Raw genomic sequence first — 4938 nt, forward strand, 5'->3', positions numbered from 1 at the left:
GTTCTCCCTTCCCCCACGCAGTTTGTGGGGGAAGGGCCCGGGATGGGGGGCGCTCGATCTTCACAGGATCTCCTCTCGATCGCGCGTCCGGCCCCGTCCTCCCCGTCAGGATTCCTGCGCGGCGGGCGGCGTGTGGGGCGGCATGGAATCGGGCACGGGCGGCGTCTCGGTCTCGCGCCGGTTCCACAGGGCGCGCTCCTCCTGCTTCTCGAAGTACAGGATCCGCACGGCCACCACGATGATGGCCAGCATGGGCGTGGCCACGAACAGCGCCATCAGCCCGAAGCCCACGGCCAGCATCAGCTGCCACACGAGCAGGATGGCGGGCGGGATGTTCACCGCGCGGCGCTCCACCAGGGGCACCGTGATGGCGTTCTGCACCTGCTGCAGCAGGAAGTAGAACACGGCCACGTACACCGCCGTCCCGGGCGAGATGGCGAACGCCGCCACCACGGCCGGCGCCGCCGCGATGGTGGGCCCAAAGTTGGGGATGAACTCCATGAGCGCCGCGAAGGCCGCCAGGGCCAGGGCGCCGGGGATCTTGAACAGCGCCAGGCCGATGTACGTCACCACGCCGATGAACAGCATGGTGAGCGCCTTGCCCACCGTCCACTGCCGCAGGTTGCGCCCGGCCTCGTCGTATACCCGCTCCCACCGGTCGCGCGACTCCACGGGCACGATGCGCAGCAGCAGGTCGCGGTAGACGTCCGGCTGCGCGGCAAAGAACGTGGCCAGCACGATGATGGCGAACGAGCCCAGCAGCGTGGTGATGAAGTTGAACGCCAGCGGCACGAACCGGCCGATGAACTCCGTGGCCTGCCGGGTGATGTTCTGCGAGAACTGCGACCCCGGCCCCTCGCCCGCCTGGCTGCGGAACCACGTCTGCACCTGCTCCAGCGCCACGGGCAGCTCCGTGGCCAGCAGCCGCATCTGCGCCATCAGGTGCGGCACCATGGCCACGACGAGCCCCACCAGGCTGCCCACGAACACCATCGTCATCAGGGGCAGGGAAAAGCGAAAGGGCAGCCCCATCCGCTCCAGCCGCCTGGCCGGCGCGTGGATGACGATGGCGATGAGGATGGCCAGCATGACGATGAACAGCGCGCTGTGCACCATCCAGAAAAAGCGCCACAGGAACGTGAACAGCAGCCCCATGGCGAAGACCCGCGCGACGTCTGCGGACCTCCAGGTAATGCGGCGGACCTGTGCTTCGGCCATGGTGTGCGGTGCCTGTGCGGACGGTGCGTCGAATGCGGGCTCGTGTCCCTATGAAAGAACGAGGCCGCGCCCCCAGGGGACGCGGCCTCGCCCGTCAGCGCCTGACCTCAGCGCCCGCCGCGGCCGCCACCGCCGCTCTTGCCGCCACCCGCCTTGGACCCGCCGCTCTTGCCGCCGCCGCCCCGCGACGACACGCCGCCGCCCGAGTTCGTGTCGCCGTTGCCGCTCCCATTGCTGGCCGACGACGGGCCGCCGCTCCGGCCGCGGCCGGTGGACGCCGTCGTCGTGGAGGCCGTGCCGCTCACCTCGGCCGTGGCCGAGCCGCGCTTGGGCTTGGTGGCCGCCGCGGCCGCGGCGCCCGCCGCCGCACCGGCCGCCGCGCCCAGCGCCGCGCCGGCCGCCTTGCGCCGGCCGCTGGGCGAGGCCTCGCGGAAGTTCTTGCCCGCCGTGAACGAGATGGTGCTGCGCTCCGGGATGTCGATCACGGCACCGGTGCGCGGGTTGCGGCCCTGGCGGGCGGCGCGCGTCTTCTTGGTGAACTTGCCGAACCCGGGGATGGACAGCTCGCCCAGGCCGTGCACCGCGTTCGACACCGCGCCGCCGGCGGTGTCGAAGATGGCGTCGAACGCGCGAGCCGCGGCAGCGCGGCTCAGGCCGGCCTTTTCGGCCACCTGGTCGATTAACTGCGCCTTGTTCATGGGAGTCTCCACGAGTGGGCGGTTGAGGTCAGGCGCGGCCGTTCGGCCCGCCCGGGCGCCGGCTGATGCAAGCTCGGTTCCACTTGCAACGGCGTCATTGCTGGGGTTTAGCCCCATCCGCGCACGCGGAGGACGCCAAACGCGCGCTCCTGCCGCCGCCCGGCCCTGGAGCGCCCGGGTGCACGTTTAACACAAACTGTTCACGTACAATGACTTGACGAATCCTCCAATTCGCTTCCGCCCAGTCCCCACCTCGCATTTCAGTCAGTCGATCAGCCGAAAAGCAACTCGTGCATGGAGGAGGCTGTGACCACGAACAGCCACACTGTAGACAAGGGTGGACGCGCGGATGGAGCCCAGGCCCGGCGCGGAACAGGGCAACAACGCCTCACACAGGGTCAACAGGTTCAGCATCCCCGTAGCGTCCATCGACGCCATGTGAAAAGCCGCGGAGCAGCAGAGGACGTCATCGCGCGATGACGTACTCTGCGTTCTCCGCGGCTCTGCGTGAGAATGCGGTAAGAGTCCGCCCCACGGCAAAGTACCCCGGCTCCGCGCGGAACCGGGGTACTCTGCTGGCTCTGCTCCCTCTGCGTGAGAATGCAGTTGCCCTTCCCGGCAATTACCGCGTGCCGAACCCCTGCCGGAACGAATCCACCACCTTGCGCGCCGCCTGCTGCGCGTTGTTGAACGCGTCGCGCGCGCTGTCGCGGTACGAGGCCGTGGCGGCGGCGACGTCCTCGGCGTACGCCGTCTCGGGCTCGCCGCGGCGGCGGTAGTCGCCCGCCACGATGCGCTCGTACGCGCCGCTCTCGAACCACGTGCGGATCTCCGCCGCGCGGATCACGGGCGCGGGGTGCGTAAGGCCCAGCACGTTGAGCACCTTGAACACCTGGTCGGCCAGGTCGTTGGTCTCGCGGTACTCCTCGGCCTGGGCGAGAAAGTCGCCCACGTTGGTCTCCCCCGTCTTGCCGCCGGCGAACTTGAGCATGGTGCGCATGGCCGGCTCGGGGTCCTGCACGGCCAGGATGCCCGCGCGGTCGCACGAGAGCTCCGCCTTGCGCTGCCACTCCATCAGCGCCGTGAGCACCGCGCGCGCCGCCAGCCCCACGATGGGAAAGCCCACGAGGGAAAGCTGGTACAGCACCACCATCATGGTGAGGTACAGCGTGTGGCCGCTCATCACGTGGCCGATCTCGTGGCCCAGCACGAAGCTGAGCTCGTCGTCGTCCAGCTCCTGCACGGTAAAGGAGTTGAGGACGATGAACGGCTTCTGCATGCCGAACGCGAACGCGTTGAGCACCTGGGCCTGCTGCACGTACAGCGGGTACGGCTGCACGTCGAGCGTGCGGCACGCCTCCATGTACAGCCGGTGCACGCGCGGATACTGCGTCTCGGACACGCGCACGGAGCCGGAGAGAAAGGCGAGCCGCAGCGGCTTTTCGCCAAAGAAGCCGAACACCGTGCGCAGCACCTGGTCAAAGACGGGCACCTTGCGCAGGGCGTTGAGCGCCGCCCGGTCCGCCGGGTGCTCCCACGTGCGCGGGTCGATCTGGGTAAGGATGCGCTTCTGGTGGGGAGTGATCATCAGCCCGGGCCTCGATCTTTCGAATGTGCGGATGGGGAAGGCGCGCCGCGCCGGTGCTGCGCGCGCGTGCTGGGCCGTACGGCGGGCGCGGCGCGGGGTTTCATCCGCGGGGGATGGACCCATCTTGCGGGCGCGGGGGTACGGGGTGTGCGTAAAAACATGTTTGCGGCGCCCACCCTACCGCGCTGCCCCGGATGTCCGTAGATTGCGGGATCTTTCCGGGTTATCCCCTGCCGCCTCCGGCCGCGCCCGCGGCCCGCGCTGCGCGGCCCGTCTCCCTAGCATCTTGGAGGATCTGCCATGCGCCGTCAACGCATTGCCCTGGTCTGTGCGCTCGCGCTGTTCGCCATCCTGCCGCAGGCCGTGCAGGCGCAGCAGCAGCTGGGCGGCACCTGGTCGCTCAACCGTCAGCAGAGCGACGACATCAACGCCAAGATCAACACGGCGGTGGCCCGGATGAACGTGGTGGTGCGGCAGATTGCCCGTCCGCGCCTGCGCAGCACCAACACGGCGTACCCGCAGCTGGTCATCCACACGGACGGCGGCAACTACCGGGTGGACATGGCGGGCCGTCCGTCGGTCAGCAGCCCCTCCAACGGCTCGGCCGTGCTGTGGCACCGGGAGACGGGCCGCACCTGCCAGGCCGTGCGCGGCGACTGCGTGCGCGTGACCACCACCTGGGGCAACGGCCGCCTTACGCAGACGTTCCAGGCCGAGGACGGCCAGCGCGTGAACGTGTACACGGTCGAGGGCAACACGCTCACGATGAACGTGACCATCACCAGCCCGCGCCTGCCCAACCCGCTGACGTACCGCCTGGTCTACAACCGCGCCTCCTGATCGCGCGGTTCGACCGGTCCTGACCGGCGGACGGATGACCGACCGTCGACAAGCGGATGATCGGCAGCAGATGACGAAGAGGCGGCCCCGGGCGGGCCGCCTCTTCGCGTTTGGGGGCGGTTCGATCTCGGCGGATGGCCCGCGGACGACACGTGGTAATCGACAGAGCGCGGCGATCGCGTGAGATCGGCGATTTGTGTGAAGGAGCGGAGATCGCGCCGGCAGCAGCCCGCCCCTCCCCCGGCCCCTCCCCGCTCGTTCCTCGCGGAGAGGGGAGAACTTCCTCGTGGGCTCCGGGGCCGTGCTGCGGAGCGGAGAGTGTCTCGCCCGCGGAGGGCCCCCTCCCCCCGACCCCCTGCCCCCGCTTCGCGGGGGAGGGGGAGAACTGCACCTCCCGGGCGGCTCTCCGCCTCCGCTTGAACCACTCGCGCGGGCTCCGCGCACCCCACGGCACCCACCCTGCCCGGACCTGTCGGCGCAGGCCGACATCACGTTTTCGGTGCCGCGAATTCATTCGCCGGGAGTGTGCGCACGGGCTTCCCTTCCCGCGTTCGACTCGCCTGGCCCAACTCTCCGTCCCGATGGGCCTCCGCC

The 4938-nt window shown here is 69.8% G+C and carries 4 protein-coding genes; 1 reads left to right on the forward strand and 3 read right to left on the reverse strand.

The window, feature by feature from the left end; all coding sequences use genetic code 11:
- Nucleotides 1–105: 105 nt before the first annotated feature.
- The 3 genes from VFZ20_RS19785 to VFZ20_RS19795 all read right to left on the reverse strand — a co-directional run bounded on the left by VFZ20_RS19785 (nt 106) and on the right by VFZ20_RS19795 (nt 3504).
- Nucleotides 106–1218, reverse strand: coding sequence for an AI-2E family transporter (locus VFZ20_RS19785; RefSeq protein WP_329685663.1), 1113 nt, complete (start codon nt 1216–1218; stop codon nt 106–108).
- Nucleotides 1219–1325: 107 nt separating this feature from the next.
- Nucleotides 1326–1916, reverse strand: a complete 591-nt coding sequence (locus VFZ20_RS19790; RefSeq protein ID WP_329685664.1) for an HU family DNA-binding protein — start codon at nt 1914–1916, stop codon at nt 1326–1328.
- 622 nt (nt 1917–2538) lie between these two features.
- Nucleotides 2539–3504 carry a M48 family metallopeptidase gene (locus VFZ20_RS19795; protein WP_329685665.1) on the reverse strand — a complete coding sequence of 322 codons (966 nt, stop codon included), beginning with the start codon at nt 3502–3504 and terminating at the stop codon, nt 2539–2541.
- 300 nt (nt 3505–3804) lie between these two features.
- Between VFZ20_RS19795 and VFZ20_RS19800 the strand changes: the two genes are divergently transcribed.
- A complete protein-coding gene (locus tag VFZ20_RS19800; protein ID WP_329685666.1) occupies nt 3805–4344 on the forward strand; it encodes a hypothetical protein in 540 nt (179 codons plus the stop codon).
- The last annotated feature ends 594 nt before the right edge of the window (nt 4345–4938 follow it).

This window comes from Longimicrobium sp., from assembly GCF_036280135.1.
GTDB lineage: Bacteria > Gemmatimonadota > Gemmatimonadetes > Longimicrobiales > Longimicrobiaceae > Longimicrobium.